Annotated in this window: 16 protein-coding genes, 1 tRNA gene and 1 pseudogene; 5 read left to right on the top strand and 13 right to left on the bottom strand. The window is 65.6% G+C overall.

Annotated features, from left to right (window positions below):
- Window positions 1–5: 5 nt before the first annotated feature.
- The 7 genes from HLAC_RS02425 to HLAC_RS02395 form a co-directional block, all read right to left on the bottom strand.
- Complete coding sequence (locus HLAC_RS02425; protein ID WP_012659725.1) at window positions 6–299, bottom strand: MrpF/PhaF family protein; 294 nt, start codon at window positions 297–299, stop codon at window positions 6–8.
- A complete protein-coding gene (locus HLAC_RS02420) occupies window positions 289–948 on the bottom strand; it encodes a Na+/H+ antiporter subunit E (protein ID WP_012659724.1) in 660 nt (219 codons plus the stop codon). The genes HLAC_RS02425 and HLAC_RS02420 overlap by 11 nt, the downstream gene beginning before the upstream one ends.
- A complete protein-coding gene (locus HLAC_RS02415; RefSeq protein ID WP_012659723.1) occupies window positions 945–2,552 on the bottom strand; it encodes a Na+/H+ antiporter subunit D in 1,608 nt (535 codons plus the stop codon). The genes HLAC_RS02420 and HLAC_RS02415 overlap by 4 nt, the downstream gene beginning before the upstream one ends.
- On the bottom strand, window positions 2,549–2,893 hold the full coding sequence (locus HLAC_RS02410; RefSeq protein ID WP_012659722.1) for a sodium:proton antiporter: 345 nt from the start codon (window positions 2,891–2,893) through the stop codon (window positions 2,549–2,551). Before HLAC_RS02410 ends, HLAC_RS02415 begins: the two co-directional genes overlap by 4 nt.
- A gap of 46 nt (window positions 2,894–2,939) precedes the next feature.
- Entirely contained in the window at window positions 2,940–3,404 is a 465-nt protein-coding gene (locus tag HLAC_RS02405) for an MnhB domain-containing protein (RefSeq protein WP_049933158.1), read from the bottom strand.
- Window positions 3,401–5,797, bottom strand: coding sequence for a hydrogen gas-evolving membrane-bound hydrogenase subunit E (gene mbhE, locus HLAC_RS02400; RefSeq protein ID WP_012659720.1), 2,397 nt, complete (start codon window positions 5,795–5,797; stop codon window positions 3,401–3,403). The genes HLAC_RS02405 and mbhE overlap by 4 nt, the downstream gene beginning before the upstream one ends.
- A 258-nt stretch (window positions 5,798–6,055) precedes the next feature.
- A tRNA-Gln gene (locus tag HLAC_RS02395) sits at window positions 6,056–6,128 on the bottom strand.
- Between the two features lie 122 nt (window positions 6,129–6,250).
- On the opposite strand from HLAC_RS02395, the gene HLAC_RS02390 reads away from it, so the two are divergent.
- Complete coding sequence (locus tag HLAC_RS02390; RefSeq protein WP_012659719.1) at window positions 6,251–7,153, top strand: NAD-dependent epimerase/dehydratase family protein; 903 nt, start codon at window positions 6,251–6,253, stop codon at window positions 7,151–7,153.
- 53 nt (window positions 7,154–7,206) lie between these two features.
- On the opposite strand, the gene HLAC_RS02385 is transcribed toward HLAC_RS02390, so the two are convergent.
- From HLAC_RS02385 to HLAC_RS02370, 4 genes are all read right to left on the bottom strand, one after another.
- Window positions 7,207–8,496: a DUF5305 domain-containing protein gene (locus HLAC_RS02385; protein WP_012659718.1), complete on the bottom strand. Its 1,290-nt coding sequence runs from the start codon at window positions 8,494–8,496 to the stop codon at window positions 7,207–7,209.
- Between the two features lie 4 nt (window positions 8,497–8,500).
- A complete protein-coding gene (locus tag HLAC_RS02380; RefSeq protein WP_012659717.1) occupies window positions 8,501–9,664 on the bottom strand; it encodes a signal peptidase I in 1,164 nt (387 codons plus the stop codon).
- Window positions 9,665–9,843: 179 nt separating this feature from the next.
- Window positions 9,844–10,749: a hypothetical protein gene (locus HLAC_RS02375; RefSeq protein WP_012659716.1), complete on the bottom strand. Its 906-nt coding sequence runs from the start codon at window positions 10,747–10,749 to the stop codon at window positions 9,844–9,846.
- 49 nt (window positions 10,750–10,798) lie between these two features.
- The gene (locus HLAC_RS02370) at window positions 10,799–12,358 is read right to left on the bottom strand and encodes a CARDB domain-containing protein (RefSeq protein WP_012659715.1); all 1,560 of its coding nucleotides are present in this window, start codon (window positions 12,356–12,358) and stop codon (window positions 10,799–10,801) included.
- 688 nt (window positions 12,359–13,046) lie between these two features.
- Between HLAC_RS02370 and HLAC_RS02365 the strand changes: the two genes are divergently transcribed.
- A complete protein-coding gene (locus tag HLAC_RS02365) occupies window positions 13,047–13,226 on the top strand; it encodes a hypothetical protein (RefSeq protein ID WP_012659714.1) in 180 nt (59 codons plus the stop codon).
- 79 nt (window positions 13,227–13,305) lie between these two features.
- Here the strand turns inward: HLAC_RS02365 and HLAC_RS02360 are convergent, their stop codons facing one another.
- Window positions 13,306–13,887, bottom strand: a complete 582-nt coding sequence (locus tag HLAC_RS02360; RefSeq protein ID WP_012659713.1) for a hypothetical protein — start codon at window positions 13,885–13,887, stop codon at window positions 13,306–13,308.
- A 468-nt stretch (window positions 13,888–14,355) separates the two neighbouring features.
- On the opposite strand from HLAC_RS02360, the pseudogene HLAC_RS02355 reads away from it, so the two are divergent.
- The 3 genes and pseudogenes from HLAC_RS02355 (at window position 14,356) to HLAC_RS19170 (ending at window position 16,102) form a co-directional block, all read left to right on the top strand.
- Window positions 14,356–14,938 (top strand): annotated as a pseudogene (locus HLAC_RS02355) (DUF7344 domain-containing protein).
- Window positions 14,939–15,145: 207 nt separating this feature from the next.
- Window positions 15,146–15,838, top strand: a complete 693-nt coding sequence (locus HLAC_RS02350) for a hypothetical protein (RefSeq protein ID WP_169304920.1) — start codon at window positions 15,146–15,148, stop codon at window positions 15,836–15,838.
- Window positions 15,839–15,952: 114 nt separating this feature from the next.
- The gene (locus HLAC_RS19170) at window positions 15,953–16,102 is read left to right on the top strand and encodes a DUF7550 family protein (RefSeq protein ID WP_169304924.1); all 150 of its coding nucleotides are present in this window, start codon (window positions 15,953–15,955) and stop codon (window positions 16,100–16,102) included.
- 55 nt (window positions 16,103–16,157) lie between these two features.
- Here HLAC_RS19170 and HLAC_RS02345 read toward each other — a convergent pair whose 3' ends face one another.
- Window positions 16,158–17,327: an ABC transporter ATP-binding protein gene (locus HLAC_RS02345; RefSeq protein ID WP_012659709.1), complete on the bottom strand. Its 1,170-nt coding sequence runs from the start codon at window positions 17,325–17,327 to the stop codon at window positions 16,158–16,160.
- Window positions 17,328–17,457: the final 130 nt, after the last annotated feature.

Genomic DNA, 17,457 nt, shown 5'->3' with positions numbered 1-17,457 from the left:
TGTGGTCACTCCTGTGTAACGATGATGTCGCCTTCGGTGATGAACTTGGCAACCGCGACCGTCGAGAGGAACGCGATGATCGCGAGAACGAGACTAACGATCACGAAGAGCCCCCGGCCGGTCTTGATTGCGAACAGGACGGCGATCGCGACAACGTTCGTCGCGATAGCGTCCAGCGCGACCACGCGGTCGGGAACCGTCGGTCCTCGAACTGCGCGGTAGCCACACAGCAGGTTCAGAAGCGCCACGAGGACGATCGCGGCGTCGATGACCAGTAACAGCGGTCCTTCAGCGGTCATCCCTGTCACCTCCTGTGGCTTCCTCGGTCGGCGGATCGGTCTCTGTCTCCTCCCCCGTTTCCGGAGCGGCCTGTTTGAGGGCAGGATGCGTTCGGTCGGGCGGGTAGACGGCAAAATCCGGCGCGGGATCGCTCGGCGATAGTTCCTCGTCGAAGATGATGAGCGCGTAGTTCTCCCAGTTGCGGATCGGGTCGACGATGTCCTTCGGATCGCTCCCGTCGATGACGTGGATGTACAGCGCGTTCTCCTCGGGGTCGTAGTTGAGCGTGAGCGACCCGGGAGTCATCGTGATGCTGTTGGCGATAGTGGTTACGCCGAGATCGGTCCGGACGCGCAGCGGGATGAGGATCACCTCGGGTTCAGACGGGCTAGAGAGCGCGAGCACGCGATACGTGACGTCGAGACTGGCGACGATCGCCTCCCGAATGAACGTCAGCACGTACAACAACACGTACGGGACCCCGCGAAGCGATCGACGGAGCTCCATGTTGTCCTCGTACAGACGCCGGAAGACGAAGGCCGTTGGGAAGCCGACCGCGAGACCGATCAGCAGCGACCCGACGAGCGGTTCGGGCGCGAGCGGCGGTCCCTGAACGAATACCCACAGGATACCGAACAGGACTCCGGCGACCGGCCAGGTGCGGGTCACGCGCCGTCACCCCCGCTCAGACCCACGACGTCGACGTAGGCCTCGACGTCGAGTGCGGCGGTCGCGGCCGTCCCGGCGAACCGGTAGACCGGGTCGAACCCCACGCCGACGAGAACGATGGCCGCCGCGAGTGCGACGAGAACCGCGACCTGACCCGACTCGACGGAAGCGGTCTCGACCGCTGTCGTCTCGCGCCCCCAGAAGCCGCCGACCCACACGCGCGTCGCGTACAGGATCGTGAGAATGGCACCGAGGAGCAACGCGACCAGTGCGAGCGCCGACGGCAAGCCGGGATTGGACGCAATTCCCCGAATCGCCGCGTCGAACGCGAGGAACTTCCCGAAGAACCCGGTCAGCGGTGGGAGGCCGATCAGCGAGAGGAGACCGACGAAGACGGTTCCCGAGAGTACCGGCGAGTGGCCGGCGACGCCGCCGAGATTCCGCAGACGATCCGTCTTAGTCGCGTCCTCAACGGCAGCCACCGAGAGAAAGAGCAGTCCCTTCGCGAGCGCGTGGTGGAGTGCAAACACGAGCGCAGCCGCAATGGCCACGCCGCGGAGCGTCCCCGTGGGGGCTGCCGCCGCGGCGATGGCGACGGGAACCGCGATGAAGCCGACCTGCCCGATGCTCGAGTACGCGAACACGCTCTCGAGTCGGTCCTGACCGACGGCGCCGAACCCGCCGACGACGATGCTCGCCACTCCCATCGCTCCCAACACCGGGGCGAGAAAGGCCAGCGGTGACGCGGCGGTCGTGCCCAGCAAGTCGACGGGGACCGACGCGGTGGCGAAGACCGTGAAGTAGAGGCGAATGATCGCGTATATGCCGACCTTCTTGGTGACGCCGGCGAACATCGCGGTGACAGGCGTCGGGGCGGCGGTGTAGGCAGCAGGCACCCAGAACTGGAAGGGGACGAGCCCGGATTTCAGCGCGAACACCGCGAGCAGCAGCGCCGACAGCCCGACGACGGGCGCGGGATCGATACCGTACGCGTCGGGGGTTGCCAACCGCCGGGCCATGTCGGCCATGTTGAGTGTCCCCGTCGTGGCGTACAAACCGCCGATGGCGACGAGCATGAGCGCGCTTCCGAACACGTTCATCACGAGATACCGGAACGACGCTGCGGTGGCGTAATCGGTGCCGTAGAAGGCGACGAAGACGTAACTGACGATCAACATTACTTCGAACCAGACGAACAGGTTGAACAGATCGCCGGTGAGGAACGCCCCGGTCACGCCCGCGAGGAGCAGGTGGAACAGCGGGTGATAGTACACGCGCTGGTTCTCGGGAGTTATGTACCGGACCGAGAACAGTATCGAAGCGATACCGACGCCCGCGGCCATCGTCAGCATGAACGCTGACAGCCCGTCCAGAACGAGCGTAATCCCGAAGGGGGCGGGCCAATCACCCACCTGATAGGCCGCTGCGCCGGGGGCCGCTGGTCCGAGAACGAGCGTCCAGACGGCGACGGACACGGTTCCGACATAGCCGATGGCGCCGGACACGCTCGCCGCGCGCTGGATCCGTGGTCGCCGGCCGAGCGCAAGCGTACACACGGCGGTCGTTACCACGACTAGTAGCGGCGCGATCACGAGCCAGCTCATTTCGTCCACTCCGTGACATCCATGGTCTCGTTCTCCTCGTAGGCGCGATACGACAGCACGAGTGCCAGCGCGGTCGTTCCGAGACTGATGACGATCGCCGTCAGGACGAGCGCCTGTACCACCGGATCGGCGATCTCGGGAACTTTCCCACCGTGGACCTCGAGAACGGGCACGAGGTTCTGGGCACCCTCATCGATGCCCCCCATCGCGATCAGATAGACGAACGTCGCCTGGGAGACGACGGCGACCCCTAACACGACCCGCACGAGGTCCCGCTGTAGGAGTAGGAACGTTCCGACAGCGAACAGCCCGCCGACCGCGACCGCGAGGGCGAGACTCATCGCTTACCACCCCCACATCGGATAGACTGCGGCTCTCTGCTCCGAATCATTCGCCGCTCACCACCGAGACGATAGTCAGGAGGCTGCCGACGACGACGAGGTACACGCCCAGATCGAACACGAGCGCGCTCGCGAGTTCGACCTCGTGGTAAATCGGGATGCCTTCGACGTGGACGTACCCCTGGGTCAGGAACGGGTCGCCGATGAGCATCCCCGCAAAGCCACTGCCGAGAACGACCACCAGGCCCGCGAGTAGCGTGCGGCGGTAGGCGGTGACCGTGCGGTGCTCGAAAACGCTGGTACCGGGCTCAACCTCCCGGCCGAGCACCCCCGACTCCAGGTAGTCGAGGTCGTAGGCGACGTATATGAGCACGAACGCCGCCGTGGTGAGAACGCCGCCGATGAAGCCGCCGCCGGGCAGGTTGTGGCCCTGTAAGAACAGCGAGATCGAGACGACGAGCACGATGGGAACGGTCACCCGGGCCGTCGTCTGCATGATCGTCGTCGTCACGGCGAGTCACCCCCGTCGGGAATCGGTTCTTCGTCGCCCTCAGTCACGGACGCCTCACCGCGGGTCCGCATCGTCACGAGCACGAGGATAGCGATCGCGGCGATCGTGACGACCAACAGCTCACCCAGTGTGTCGAACGCCCGGAAATCCACGAGGATGACGTTGACGACGTTCGTGCCGCCACCACCTGGAACTGCCTGCTCCGTGTAGTACGTGGCGACGCTCGTCGGGTCGGCGTCGGGACTGGGTATCGTCAGGAGGACAGCGACGAACGCCATCGCGCCCACCAGAATCGAGACGCCCGCGTCACGGGCGATCGAGAGCGGTCGGATCTCCGAGTAAAACGACGGCAACCGCTGGAGGACGAGTAGGAAGATGAGGAGGATGAGCGTCTCGACGACCAGCTGCGTGAGCGCCAGATCCGGTGCGCTCGCGAAGATGAAGAAGATGGCGAGCATGAATCCGAGGATCGACAGCGTGAGCACGCCGGACACGTGTGACGTAGCGGTCGCCACGGCCACCCCGGCGAGGGTCGCGACCCCCAACACGACGGCGACCGCCAGCGGCACGCCGATCCCACCGATCTCGAGAGGCCCTCCCGCTGCGGCGAAGCCGGCGAGCGCAAGCAGGCTCCCGGCCGCCGCCACCCATCCCACGTACGTCCGGAGGAGGCCGTTATGGACCATCGAGCCGAACCGAGCGCTCGTCACCTCCGCGGTCGAGACGATCCAGTCGTACCACCCGCTGGGCCGAACGGGGATCGGCGCGTCGACGCCGCGTCGGATACCCGCCGCGAGACGCCCCCGAAGCGGGTACGCGGAGAACCCGCCGAGGACGGCGACGGCGGACATCGCGACCGGGGGCGAGAAGTGGGTCGGCAGTCCGACCTCAAGTTGCGCCTCGCCGGTGGCGGTGGCGTCGACGGCCCCCTGAACGATGGCGTCGACTGCCAACTGCGGCGCGACGCTGACGACGACGGCCGCGATGGCCAGCACGGCGGGGGGCCCAACCAGCCCGATCGGCGGTCGGTGGATATCCGCGGTCGGGGCTCGCCGCTCGCCGAAGAACAGCGCGAGGAACTTCACCGAGTAGACGACGGTCAACACGCTCGCGAGGGTCGCCACGGTGGGATACAACCAGGCGATGCCGCCGGCCTCGTGGGCGACTTCGTACGTCGCCTCGAACAGCAGTTCCTTGGAGTAGAACCCATTGAACGGCGGGATACCCGCCATACTCAACGCGGCGACCACTGTGATGGCGGCTGTCACCGGGAGCTCCCGCCAGAGCCCCCCGAGGTTGTCGAGATTGCGGGTCCCGGCCTCGTGGGCGATGATCCCCGCGACGAGGAACAGCGGCGCCTTGAACAGCGCGTGGTTGAGCAGGTGGAACGCGCCGGCCTCGCCGCCGTAGACGATATCGAAGCCGAAGCCCGCGACCATCAGCCCGAGGTGGCTCGCCGTCGAGTAGGCGAGTAACTCCTTGGTGTCGGTCGCGGCCACCGCCAGCAGCGCCCCGACGGTCATCGTCAGGAGCCCCAGGGTCGCGACGACCAACACCCATTCGGGACTCATCAGGAGGGGACGCACGCGGCCGAGGAAGTAGACGCCCACCTTGACCATCGTCGCGGAGTGAAGGAACGCGGAGACGGGCGTCGGGGCGACCATGGCGTTCGGCAGCCAGAAGTGGAGCGGCACCTGTGCGGATTTGGCCGCCGCAGCGGCGACGATCAGGCCCAGTGCCGGCACGAACAGCCCCGACTCGCGGAGGGAGGCGCGCATCGCCTCGTCGTTCGCGATCATCGCCGTCAGATCGAAGGTCACGCCGCCGAGGGCGCCCCGCGCCGCCACCGCGAGCATGAGCAACCCCGCGAGCAGACACAGGCCACCGCCCACGGTGACGACCATGGCCATCCGTGCCGAGTAGCGCGACTCGCTGTCGTCTGTATAGTGGCCGATGAGCACGAACGAACAGAGGCTGGTCAGCTCCCAGAACAGGAAGATGAACACGAGATCGGAGGCGAGCGCGACGCCGAGTATCGAACCCATGAACGCCAGCAGTGCCGCGTAGTAGCGTGCTAACCCCTCCTCGCCGTGCATGTACGCCGCCGAGTAGACGAACACGAGGACGCCGATGCCGCTGGCGAGGAGTGCGAAGAGGAGCCCCCACCCATCGACGGTGAACTGGACCCCCACGTCGAGAGCGGGGACCCATGACGCCCCGACCGTGCCGTGACTATTGACCTCTGTCGCCAGCAGTCCGAAACTGGCCGCCGCGACGACGGCCCCCGCATAGCCAGTTCGTTCGCCGAGGACGCGGTACAGAAGCGGCGAGAGGACTGCGGCAACGAAGGGCAGCGCGACGGCAGTCGTAACGATTGGCAGGTCTGGGGCCATCAGTGATCGTCTCATTCGGCCGATACACCGCTGCCGGCATCCGTCGTGATCGGCCTCACCCTGACCATTCGATGCCTACTGCAAAACTCCTGTGGCTCGCACGGTGGCAGTGTTCAGATATGTATCGCAGTGATGCGGACCCGCAGTTCACTGAAAAAACCGAATAGCGCGAGAACGAACGACTCGTGGCTCGCAGCGATCATCGGCTAGCAACGGGTGATACCATCCTCGAAGAGGAGGATCGTGCCAAAATGGAAATAGTCCCGGGCGGATTCGAACCGCCGTCAATGGCTCCAAAGGCCATTATGATTGGCCACTACACCACGGGACTGCGATCGGTGGTTGCCCGTCCGCACTCAAGTAGGTTACTTTTCACCGATCTCTGCCGACAGCCGACCGCGACGCGTCCGGCGAATCGCCGAAGCTACGTGGGGCGCTCGCCGATCCCCTCGCATGGCCACCATCCTCGTCACGGGCAGTTGCGGCGGCGTCGGCAGCTGGACCGTCGATCACTTCGCTGACGCCGGCCACGAGGTCGTCGGCGTCGACCTGCGAACGCCGCCCGGAACCCGCGAGAACGTCGATTTCAAGGCGGCAGACCTGACCGACTACGGTGAGACGAAACAGTTGATCGAGGCCGCCGGCCCGGACGCCGTGGTCCACCTCGCGGCGATCCCGAACCCGGAGAGCCACGCCGGGTCGCGCGTCTTCGAGAACAACGTCGTCAGCACCTACAACGTCCTCGACGCCGCGGGCGCGGTTGGCGCGCGGATCGCGTGGGCGTCGAGCGAGAGCCTCTACGGCACGGTCTTCTCGGAAGCAGACTGGCTCCCCGACGCCTTCCCGATCGACGAGGAGACCCCGACCGAACCCGAGGACCCCTACGGGCTCTCGAAGGTCGTCGGCGAGGAGATCGCGGCGCGGGTCGCCCGCCGGTACGGCGTGTCCGCCGTCTCGCTGCGTGCGTCGTGGGTGACCTATCCCGGATCGGAGAAGACCCGCACCGCACGGGAGGGGTTCGACCCGGCGACCGCGGACCTGAGCGGGAACTGCTGGTCGTACGTCGATGTCCGCGATCTGATCGCCGCCGTCGAGGCCGCGATCGATCCTGACAGCTCGAAACCACCGATCGAGGGCCACGAGGCGGTGCTCGTCACTGCGGCGGAGAATTTCCTCGGGCGCGACACGGCCGCAACGATCGAGGCGGTCCATGGCGACCTCCCGGCCGACTGCGACATCGAGGGCGACGAGGTCGTCTTCGACTGCTCGAAGGCAAAGCGACTGTTCGGCTGGGAGCCGGAACACCCGTGGCGCGAGGCGGAGGACGCCGAGGTTACGGGACCCGGGTTCCTGTAGCCGGAACGGGAAAGAGAGGAGAGGCGAAGGAAGGAAAGACGCGAAAGCGAGAGTCAGTTCGCCCCGTCAGAAGGCTCGGAATCGGCGGCTTCGGAACCTCTACCGTCGGATGTCTGCGCCGAGTTCACATCGGCGCCGACCCACGCACCGTCGTCGTCGGTCGCGGCGGAGACATCGGCTGTCTCGTCAGTATCGATCGCTTCGTCGTCGCCGGCCACGCCGGCCGTCGTTTCTCCCTCGGTCTCCTCGTTCCCGTCACCGCCTTCGACCGCGAGCGTCGGCGGAGCGTAGGTGTACACGAACTCGTCGGTCACGGCGTGGTACGCGCCGGTCCCCGGGTCCTCGACGACGCCGGTGTCGTTGTCGATCGCGAAGTCGACCAGATCTCGGAGACTCGACGCCTCGGCCTCGGGACGGTTGTGGACCGACTCGGGGAGTCGGATCGCGGTGATCCACTCCGCGAACTCGGAGCGGTCGTCCCGGTACGAGAGGTACTCCCGCTCGGCCGGCGTGAGCGCGAGATCGACCTCGCGGCGGGCGTACGCCAGCCCGCTAGCCCCAGCAAGCCCCGCCAAGAACAGCACCGGTCCGCCCGTAGAACGGAGAGGTCCGTAGCTCTGCTCGACGGTGACCGGCTCGGTCTGTTCCGTCGTGTCCGATTGGAGTCCCGGCTCCGAGACGGTGTACGTATCGCCGCCGTGATCGAGCGTCATCTCGATGGTCCGCGCGTACGAGGTCGACTCGCCGTTGATCGTGCCCTCGACGGTCACCGCCGTCGTGACGAACGTCTCCGTCTCGCCGGGCGAGGCGCCGAGATCCGACTCTATCTCGCTCGCCGTCGCGTCGACCTCGGAGCTGTTGAGCGCGAACGACGCGGTCGCCGTCTCGCCCGGCTCGACGCCCGAGACCGTCTCGGTCGTCAGCGTCTCCCGCTCGTCCCAGTAGACGGTCCCGTCGTCGCTGCCGACGTTCTGTGTCACGAGCACCGACTCGAAGGAGATATCGATGTCGCTCGCGGCGTCGGCCGCGTAGCTCGTCTCCACGTCGACGTCGAGCACGGGTGCGACCCGCGTGAAGTACGTGTTCCGGCCGTCGAGTACCGTTCCGGTGTCGAACACCGAGTTCGGCTCCGTCACCTCAGCGGAGTGAACGTACTCCGACTCGACGGTCAGCGACGAGACAGTCCGCAATTCGGTCTCGGTCCCCGGATCGACGTGGGTCGTGTAGGCGAGCCCGCCCCCGACCGCGGCGGCGACGAGGCAGACTGCGAGGATCACGGTGAACTGTGCGTTCAGTACCGCTCGGAGGCGGAGTCGGGTTTCGCTAGGGGGAGTCTGGCTCATTCGGTCACCTGTAGATCTCGCGGAGGACGCGGCGGTACAGCGGCGGTTTGGCGCGCGATTCCCGGGAGCGTATTCGCGCGGGCTCGCCTCGGAGCAACAGCAGTCCGATCCCGACGATGCCGCCCCCGAGCAGCCCGTTGATCGCGACCAGCGGGGCCCACGGGTGGACTTCGTACAGCTCGTCGATCACGCCGGACGGCAACACGGCGAGATACCGGTGCTCGACGACGAACAGCCGGTAGTGCCCCGTCTCGTCAGGTGCGGTGAGCGTCACCGTCGTCGACGCCTCGCCCCGACTGCCGACGGCGACGCGCTGGGGGTCGACATCGACGCCCGGGCTCTGCGGGGTGACGTACGCGTACACCGGGACCAGCCCGGCGTTGGGGACGACGTACTCCAGCTGTTGGCTCGTCCCGCGCTCGATGACGGTCGGGTTCTCGGACTCGAACTCGGCGCTCACGACGCCGTACTCCTGGCTCCCGCCCGGAACGACCATCGCCGCGGTCGCCGTCGCCATCAACACTAACGCGAGCACGCCGACGATCGCGAACACCGAGGTGCCGTCGTCGCGGGAGCGGTCGCGCTCCCGCGTTTCGCGGCTCCCCCTGTCGAGGTACCAGTCGACCGCGTAGGCGACCGCCGAGAGCCCGAAGAAGATGTACGCGAGCCCCTGCGTGCCCTGTAGCGACCGGACGCCGAACGTGACCGCCAGCCACGTCTGGACGGAGTCGAGCGCCGACTGAAACCCCATCGCGACGGTCCCGAGGTGCGGGATGACGACCACGCCCCCGCCGACCGTGAGCGCCTTCGCAACGATGTCGGCCTCCTGCACGACGGGCTCGCCGCCGTCTTGATCGGTGAACGGGTTGTTGTCGCCGCGCGTGACGTACCCGCGTTCCGTCTCCTCGACGACGCGGTGAGTCGTCAGCCCGCCGCCCTCGATCTCTTGGGCGTCGAAAGTCACGACGTCGCCGACCCCGATTCCGCCCGCGATCGGGGCGGGGATCGCGATGAACCCGTCGCCCGGACTGAGCACGGGCTGCATGCTTCCGGTCTCGACGTAGCTCAGAAGCACCGGTTGTCCGAGGTACTGTCCGACGATCAACGAGGCGACGACGAGCACGGCCGCGACCTGCAGCGTTATCGAGAGGGTGCGTTTGAAGGACATGAGTTGTGTCTCAATGGTCGGACGGCGCAGTCGGTCGTCGCTCGGTTATCGTCGGTCGTCGATCAGTCGTCAATCCGAGAATGTCATCGATGCGTTATAAACTCGTGGTTCGGGGCAGCGCGGTGGGCTACGATGGGATGCCGTAGGGCGGGGTGCGGCGAGGGGCACCGAAGGGCAGTTCACTCCTCGAACGTCCCGGCCGCGAGCAGGATGAAGGGCCCGATGAACGCGAGACAGAACCCAAGCAGGTGAACGTACAGATTTACTACGCTGTCGGGTCCCGTCGGATCGCCGGGGAACCCGACAACCGGGTAGCCGACGACCAGAGCGACGCCGATGGCGAACAGGTCGCCGTAGCCGGGGTTCGAGATCGCCGCCCGAACCCCGTCTCGGAGCGCCCGTCGGATCCGGACCCCGGTGCTCGACGCGTACAGCAGACCGAGCAGGATCCCCGCAACCGCGGTCGCGAGTCCAGCGAGTCCGGGTTCGTCGAGACTCCCGGGCGAGACCGGCAGCGCCAGAAACGCCATCCAGCCGACGAGCGGGAAGAAGACCGCGGGGAGCGCGCGTATCGACGCCTCCGGAAAGAACCGTTCGCGGGCGTAGACTCCCAGTAGAAGCGGGAGCAGGCCGGCGAACGCCATGTTGATCCCGGAGAATCCAAAGCTGATCGCGTTCCGCGGGACGGCGAGGTTCAGTGCCGACAACACGACGGGAAAGGCGGCGAGGAACGTCGCGAGCGCGACCATGAAGAACCGCCGACACCCCGCCAACACCGCGAGCGCGTACCCGACACCGGCGAGGACGACGTACCCCGCTACGTTGCCGGCGAGGTGATCGACATCGAGGTGGACGTAGTGGGCGGTGAAGGCGGTCCGCACCGTCGGATCGGTGTACGCGAACGCGAGCGACCGCCGGGTTGATTCTGGCAGCGCGAAAACGGCGCCGAGAACCACGGGCACCGCCGCGAGCGCGAGCAGGTCGACGAGTCGGACCCCCGCGACCAACTCGCGGCGAAAGCCGGAGCCGTCGGCGTCCCGTTTCGCCGTGGTCCCGTCGCTCCGTGCGTTCGGAGAGGCCGTCACGCCCCGACCGTCTCGGACCAGCGGTTAAGAGCTGTCGGCGCGGTCGCCGTCACGATCGAGGCATCCGGCGAACGAGCGCGATTCCGGCGACGACGAGAACGACGAAAGCGAGCAGCCCTCCCAGCTCGACGAGGTCGATGGCGCCCGGCTCCTCGGTCGGTCCACCGACGGGCCCCTCTGCCGCTCCGTCACCGGTTTGCGCACCTTCGTCGGTTCCCGATCCCGTTCCGGCCCTCGTGCCCGCGTTGTCCGCCGACCCGTCGTCGCCCGCCGGGTCACCAACGAGCAGGGTTCCGGCGTCCGTCCCGGCAACCGCGAGATCGTACTCGCCAGCGGTCTCGAACACGCCCGAGAGCGCGACGGTCGCCGTCTCGTTCGGCGCCAGCGAGACCGTCTCGTTCGCGACCGGGTCGCCGTCGGCCGTCAGCGTCACCGTTCGCTCGCCCGCCGCGCCCCCGCCGTTCTCCACGGTCGCCCGGACGGTCGCCTCCTCTCCCGGCTCGATTGCCGGGGTGTCGAGAGCCGTCTCGGTCACGTCGAAGCGGGGGACGCGCTCCGCGACCGCGAACGTCGAGAACCCGTCGGTCGTCGCGCGGAAGTGCACGCGGTCCTCGGAGAGCCCCCGAATACGGACCACGTCCTCGTCGGCGACGCTGGCACCCTTTTCGGCCCAGTTGCCGGCGTCGGTCTGCCGGTAGAGCGTCACGTTCTTCGGGTCGATCCCGGCGTCGTCGAGCGTCTCCCGTGAGGCGCTGAACCGGATCGTCATCGCGTCGACCTCGTCGGGGTCGAAGTCGTGCTCGACGCCGAGGTACGCGATCGGCCGCGGGGTCGTCGGTGCGTCCAGCGCGCTTCCGTTCGCGAAGGGCTCCGGACTCCCGGCCGCGTTCACCTCGATGTGCTCGTTTCGGACGCCCGCTAAGTCGAGCCGGTCGAGGGTGACGTTCTCGCCGTCGAGGTGCATGCCGTCGGCCTCGAACCGGACCGTGTCGTCGTGGTCGATGTCGCTCGCGACGAACTCGCGGCGGTCGTCGCTCGGGGACGTGACCGTTATTGTCGGACCGCCGTCTCCGGTCGAGAAATCCGATGAAGATGGAACCGACTCGGGCTCCGCGACCTCCCCGCGGATCGAGAACTCGTCGGCGCCCAACTGTGTCCCGGCGACTTCGCCGCGCGCGTCGAGCGAGAGCCCGACCGCGACCGACTCGTTCGGCGCGAGCGTGACGTTGTTGTCCCGCCCCTCGAACGACTTGCCGTCGGCGGTGAACGTGACGTTCTCGCCGGGGTGGTCGATCCAGACGCGCGCATACTCGTCGGCGGTGTAGGTGATCTCGAAGACGCCGTCCGCCGCCGCGAGCGCGTCGGGGTTGACGCCCTCGAAGTCGGGCCCGAGGTTCGGGTTCGACGCGGAGATGTCGACCACGATCTCGTCGTCGTCATTTAAATAGGCGTAGTTCCCGTTCGGACCGTCGGCCGGCTGGACCGCGAGGTCGTCGTCCGCGAAGGTGTCGGCCGGGCCGTCGACCACCGCCGCGCCTGTGGTGAAGATGAGTGAGCCCGCGGCTACGAGCAGCAGGGCGAAGATCAGGGTGCGACGGGCGGTGGGCATGGGTCTGTGTCTACAGACTGTTATAGCTCAAAGGCCATGATTACGTGGTGCCTGAAACGACTGAAGGGGTTGCCTGTAACGGGATATCAGCCAGACAAACGTCGAGATCGTCGTCGGTTGACATCCTCCCCGCGCTGAAGCGCGAGGATTCCCACGGCACCGCACCGCTGGGTTGGGATGGTTGCGGTTTGTAGCGACCACATTGGGCGGCTACTGGCTGTGCCAATCAGCCGTTACTCCTATCCCGGCATGGGATTCGGAGATACTTTTGTTGACTGCACCCGATTCCGACACAGAAGGGGTGCCTTCTGCTTGGAACCGTCGAATCCCGATATTGTCCGATTGATTGGGCGGGCAGGCCGCCTCGGTTTATCGTTAAGACAACAAGCGGCTAATTAAATCCTTGCAATGTCGGATTCATCCCCGCGCTGAAGCGCGAGGCTTTCTCCTTGATTCTCCGTAAACGAACCAAAATGAAAAATGGCCGATCGACTCATCGCCGGTATCAAGGACGCCGTCGGCGAGCAGTGACAGTAGTGAGACCAGCCCGCTGCCGCAGTCCGAGCTTGATCAGGTCCGGCGGGACGCGTCGACGATCGCCAATCCGGAGCCGGAGATCCTGGAGTTCGCGCACTTCGGGCTGGGGGAGTACGACGCCGAGATATTGCAGGGGTACAAGCGCACGCTGATGGAGTGGGTCGGAGCAGTGCGGCGGAAGCAGGCGGTGTTGGAGGGCGGTGAAGCGGTGATCGAGCACTTCGCTTTGCACGCCGCCGAGATGGCTGGTGCGGAGGTGTGGAGAGAGGAAAAGACCGAGGCGGAAGCGCGGCTGAACACGCGGGAGGTACTGGCGTATCTGGTGCAGTAGTAATTACTCGGAACTGACCGCCGAGTGAGCAACGCGGGCCGCCGACATAATCGACGACACCGCGCGCTAACCTAGCCCGTCAGTCGTCTCCGGTAGCAACTGCGTTGATGGTGAGATCGACATCGTACTCTTCGTCTCGAATGGGGACACCGTGCGTGTCGATTTCTAGACCGCAGACGAGTGGAGCAGATCCGACACCGAGTTGTGACGACGGACTGCTCTCGGTGAGCAGATTTCCGGTATCGACGTTGTACATTGTGACCGACGGCACACCTTCGGTCGTCTCTTGGGTACTGTACACATTTACTGGTTGGGTGCCTTGGTTCCGGATGGCGAACAAGCCAGCTTCGTCGTGGGCAGCATCCTCACCGAAGCGGTAGACTGAGTCCGTCCCGAGGCCTTCTGGGTCCGTCGGATTTTCACTCGGATACCCGGACTCATCGTCACCGGGAATATTGAACACCAAAGTGCCGCCGTCAATCTCGGAGCGTTCACCGCCGCCGCGCTCGTTCAGCCTGAGGAACGCGTAGGCGTCGTCCGCAGTGTCGATGGTGACTGAACGCTCAGCGCTCACACTAGTGAACGCGCCCGTACCCACTGCAGCCGCACTACCCGTAGCCAATGCGCCCAGTCCGGCGATGAACTTGCGTCGGTTTGCCATAGTTGTGTAACCTCGTTGTCCGCACACGACCCGCGGGCCGTCGACGACGCGACATCCCGCGTCACCCGGGGTCGCTCTACTTCACCCATGGGGCCTATCCCATATCGTTATGAATTTGCAGAAACACTTCCGGGCGGGACTGAAGATCCGGTCGGAGGGTTCCGCCCGACCCTGAACCCCGATCCGATCGCTTCAGGCTCGACCTGCAATCCGCTCGAAACGTGTTCAGGCCCGTCCTGAACCGGCAATCGTTGCGATCTCAATGTTGTTCGATCTAATAGATCTGACAGACGCCGATTCGTATCTCGGCGTCTCCGACCCACCCAAACGCGTGTTTCTGCGGTTTTAGGGCGGTTTTTGAGGGAGAATAGCGCTCTTGTGCAAGCCGTTGTTTGAACGGCGAGACAGTTTAGCAGATTATCATAACCGCGGGATTTATGTTGGCGTGTTCATATGTGTCTGACAGAAATGGCGTCGGTACAGCAGATTGTGGAGGGGGGTACCGAACCGACGACGGAGGTGTCCGAGGACGAGCTGTTCGACGTGTTGTCCAATCAGCGCCGGCGGTTCGCGGTCCATCTGTTGAAGCGCGAGGCGGACGACTCGATCGCGATCGGCGACATGGCCGAGCAGATCGCCGCCTGGGAAAACGGGATCGAGACGGCGGAGATCACCGGCACCGAGCGCAAGCGCGTGTACACCGCGCTCCAGCAGTCGCACCTGCCGAAGATGGACAAGGCGGGCGTCGTCGACTTCAACAAGAACCGCGGTATCGTCGAGCCCATGCCCGCGATGACCGACGTGGACGTGTACATGGACGTGGTCGAGGGGAAGGAGATCCCGTGGAGCGACTACTACCTCGGCCTCTCGGGCGTCGCCGTCGCGCTCGTCGGCGCGGTGTGGCTCGGCGCGTGGCCGTTCGTCCTGTTGCCCGAGTTCGCGTGGACGGTCGCGATCGTCGTCCGCGTTCGCGTTCTCCGCGATCACGCACAAGTACTACACCGCGGAGATGAAGGTCGGCGAACCCGATGAACCGCCGGAACTGACGTAGGGAGCGGGGTTTCAGGCGGCGCATACGGGAGTTCCGGCGCCGTATAACCATAGGGTCAGAGCGCGTTGTGGAGGGTGAACGAACTGTGAGACGCCATCGCAAATGAAACGACGACACCTCATCCTGTTGCTCGGCGGGGCGAGCTCCGGTGCGATGAGCATCGGCACCGGCGCGTTCAGTAGCGTCGAGGCGAAGCGCGGCGTGGCGGTGAACGTCGTCGAGGACGAGAACGCGTATCTGGGGTTACAGCAGAACAGAACTGTAGTCCCGGTCGACAAGGACGCTAGTCCAGGTGAAGAAGGAAACGGCCGAAACGGCTTTCTCACGGTGACGAACCAGTTCACCGCACCACTCGCACTCGGCGTGACCCTCAATGGAGCGGAGGGTGATTTCGAAGGGATCGAGATCGATGTCGAAGACCCGATCGAGAAGGGAGAAGACCTGCGCGACGAGATCCCGGACGGAGACGGCGGGTTGGATCCCGGCCACTCGGCGTCGATCGGCGTTGATTTCGGTGATATCGATCTCGATAAGAATAATACTGGCACCGCTACGATCACACTCGGCTTTTACGGTAACGCAGGCGGGACGACGGTGGAACAGACTCGGAGGTTTACGGTCTCACCGATACGTGTCGATTTTAAAGAGAACAACGGAGTGGGGAGCGAAAGCAACGACAGCGGAGGCGGAGCAGTTCACATCTACGGGGAGTTTAGTGACCTTCCGGTGTACCTCAACGGTAACACAGAAAGTATCTCCATCACTTCCACCGATGGATCGGACGTTCTCCAACCGGGCAGGGCCGGTGGCGGAATTACCCGGCTGACGATCGGCGGGGTCGTATATACTCGGGAGGACAACGGTGACGCCGATGGCGATGGGGCCAGTGAGGACGACTAAGATCCAGCTACGTCGGTCTCGTTTATCCTGAGATTTTACTCTGGTCCCGATCGCGTCAAGTCGTCCTCGAGCCGTTCAGATGCCCTTATGTGTCTCCCGTACCGATCCCCACACATGGACGACCACTCCCACGAGCCCGATCCGGACAAACGCGTGACCTCTCCCATGCAAAGGTTCGGCAGCCGCGAGGTCGGCATCGGCGCGGCCGTGCTCCTCGTCGGTCTGCTCGTCGCGTACGTCATTCCGTTCCTGTTCACGTTCTGAGCGACGGCGTCGCTCGCGGTTTAATAGTCATCGAGAACAGCCGACAGCGACTCGCCTACCGCGGGTACCAGGCCAGCGGGTGATCGGCGGTGAGCTCCAAGCCCACCGATTCGTCGAGGTCGAACTCCTCGACGTGGTTGTGGAGGCAGTGGACGACGTCCCCGGACTCGAGTTCGACCCGGTAGATGAACGAGGGACCGACGTACTGCCGGGAGACGATGGTCCCGTCGGCCAGCTCGGCGCTCGCGGGGCTCGCCCGTAGGTCGTCGGGGCGCACGAGCACGTCGACTGGCGTCCCGTCGTAGACGGTGTCGTAGCCCTCCAGCGTGACGGCGTCGAACCGGCCGATTCCGGTCTCGACTTTCCCGTCGCGGAGGTGCCCTTCGAGGAACGACGCCCGCCCGAGGAAGGAGGCGACGAACTTCGACTCGGGGCGCTCGAACACCGATTCGGGGCGGCCGACCTGCTCGATCTGTCCCTCGTTCATCACGGCGACGCGGTCAGAGATGGAGAGCGCCTCCTCCTGGTCGTGGGTGACGGAAACCGCGGTGACGCCGGCCGCTTTCAGGATCTGGCGGACTTCCTCGCGCATCTCGACGCGGAGCCGCACGTCGAGGTTCGAGAACGGCTCGTCGAGGAGGAGCACGTCGGGCTCCGGCGCGAGCGACCGCGCGAGTGCGACGCGTTGTTTCTGCCCACCGGAGAGCTGGTCCGGCGTCTTCTCGCCGTGTTCGGGCAGATCGACGAGGTCGAGCATCTCGTCGACGCGGTCTGCGGTCGCGTCCGCGCCGTCGCCGAGCCCGAACGCGATGTTCTCCCGGACGGTGAGGTGGGGAAACAGCGCGAAGTTCTGGAAGACGATCCCGACATCGCGCTGTTCGGGGGGGACGAACGCACCGTCGCCGGAGACGGTCTCGTCGCCGAGCGTAATCTGTCCCTCGGTCGGTTCCTCTAACCCGGCAATGGTCCGGAGCGTCGTCGTCTTCCCGCAGCCGGACGGCCCGAGGAAGGTGAGCAACTCTCCCGGATTGACGTCGAGTGACACGCCGTCGACGGCGGTCTCCGGGCCGAATTCCTTCGTCACCCCCGACAGCGACAACACCGGATCCGGCGACGCGTCGGTGGCCGACTCGGTCGCGCCGGCGTGCGATTCGTTCGCTTCTGCGGGCGACTCGCTTGCGTCCCCAGCCGACTGTGTCGGTTTGACTGATTGCGTGTGAGCCATCGATGTGTCGAGCGCCGGACCGGCCGGCGTCCCGTAACTGAGACTATGTATTTTAGGAAAACCTAAAAGCGTATCGCTCGCTCCCCCTCGGCGATAACGTGAGGAGCGATGAGCGGCTCGGCTGGTTGTT

The sequence above is a fragment of the Halorubrum lacusprofundi ATCC 49239 genome (assembly GCF_000022205.1).
Taxonomy (GTDB): Archaea; Halobacteriota; Halobacteria; order Halobacteriales; family Haloferacaceae; genus Halorubrum; species Halorubrum lacusprofundi.
This window is presented reverse-complemented; position numbering and strand designations above follow the sequence as displayed.

Coding starts and splice junctions, on each gene's coding strand:
- HLAC_RS02425 (WP_012659725.1), bottom strand. CDS start 299: ATGACCGCTGAAGGACCGCTGTTACTGGTCATCGACGCCGCGATCGTC.
- HLAC_RS02415 (WP_012659723.1), bottom strand. CDS start 2,552: ATGAGCTGGCTCGTGATCGCGCCGCTACTAGTCGTGGTAACGACCGCC.
- HLAC_RS02410 (WP_012659722.1), bottom strand. CDS start 2,893: ATGAGTCTCGCCCTCGCGGTCGCGGTCGGCGGGCTGTTCGCTGTCGGA.
- mbhE (WP_012659720.1), bottom strand. CDS start 5,797: ATGGCCCCAGACCTGCCAATCGTTACGACTGCCGTCGCGCTGCCCTTC.
- HLAC_RS02390 (WP_012659719.1), top strand. CDS start 6,251: ATGGCCACCATCCTCGTCACGGGCAGTTGCGGCGGCGTCGGCAGCTGG.
- HLAC_RS02385 (WP_012659718.1), bottom strand. CDS start 8,496: ATGAGCCAGACTCCCCCTAGCGAAACCCGACTCCGCCTCCGAGCGGTA.
- HLAC_RS02380 (WP_012659717.1), bottom strand. CDS start 9,664: ATGTCCTTCAAACGCACCCTCTCGATAACGCTGCAGGTCGCGGCCGTG.
- HLAC_RS02370 (WP_012659715.1), bottom strand. CDS start 12,358: ATGCCCACCGCCCGTCGCACCCTGATCTTCGCCCTGCTGCTCGTAGCC.
- HLAC_RS02365 (WP_012659714.1), top strand. CDS start 13,047: ATGGAGTGGGTCGGAGCAGTGCGGCGGAAGCAGGCGGTGTTGGAGGGC.
- HLAC_RS02360 (WP_012659713.1), bottom strand. CDS start 13,887: ATGGCAAACCGACGCAAGTTCATCGCCGGACTGGGCGCATTGGCTACG.
- HLAC_RS19170 (WP_169304924.1), top strand. CDS start 15,953: ATGGACGACCACTCCCACGAGCCCGATCCGGACAAACGCGTGACCTCT.
- HLAC_RS02345 (WP_012659709.1), bottom strand. CDS start 17,327: ATGGCTCACACGCAATCAGTCAAACCGACACAGTCGGCTGGGGACGCA.